Source organism: Flavobacterium sp. J49 (assembly GCF_011742145.1).
Lineage (GTDB): Bacteria > Bacteroidota > Bacteroidia > Flavobacteriales > Flavobacteriaceae > Flavobacterium.
Map to the genome: position 1 here is coordinate 1 of NZ_JAAQQU010000049.1, position 475 is coordinate 475.

General features: G+C 32.4%; 1 protein-coding gene. It reads right to left on the minus strand.

Annotated features, from left to right (window positions below; genetic code table 11):
• Positions 1-143: 143 nt before the first annotated feature.
• Positions 144-428, minus strand: coding sequence for a hypothetical protein (locus HA632_RS01515; protein WP_176305483.1), 285 nt, complete (start codon positions 426-428; stop codon positions 144-146).
• Positions 429-475: the final 47 nt, after the last annotated feature.

Here is a 475-nt window from a genome sequence, read left to right on the forward strand (position 1 = left end):
AACGTTTCGCGGCTTTGCGTCTGTTGCGATGCCAGCGAACTGCGTAGTTTCTGCTAAGATAAAGTTTTTTCGTGAAGAAAAAACCTCAAGGTAACTAAGCAAACCAGCAATAGCGCAAAACCGCTGTTATAGGCTGGCTTTTTTCATTCTTTGTATTCGCCGTACTGTTGGAAATAATATTCAAACTTCTCAAAGTCAAAACTTATTTTAGTTTTTAAATGCCCGTTTATCTTTTCTGCTTGTGATTCATTTACAGTGTAACTCAAATACAATTCGTCATCATTTTTTTCAGCGCAAAAAATAGATTTTAAAGTTTCTAATGGAATTTCGGTTATTATATATTCTCTATTTAGTTCTTCATTGTCTTTGAAGAATTCTAAAATATGTTTATGCACTATGATTAAATTCTCTATCGAATATTTTTTCATTTAGATTTTTTTTCTTCGCAAACTTGGTGAAAGCTTGCCTATAACGT

Coding starts and splice junctions, on each gene's coding strand:
- HA632_RS01515 (WP_176305483.1), bottom strand. CDS start 428: ATGAAAAAATATTCGATAGAGAATTTAATCATAGTGCATAAACATATT.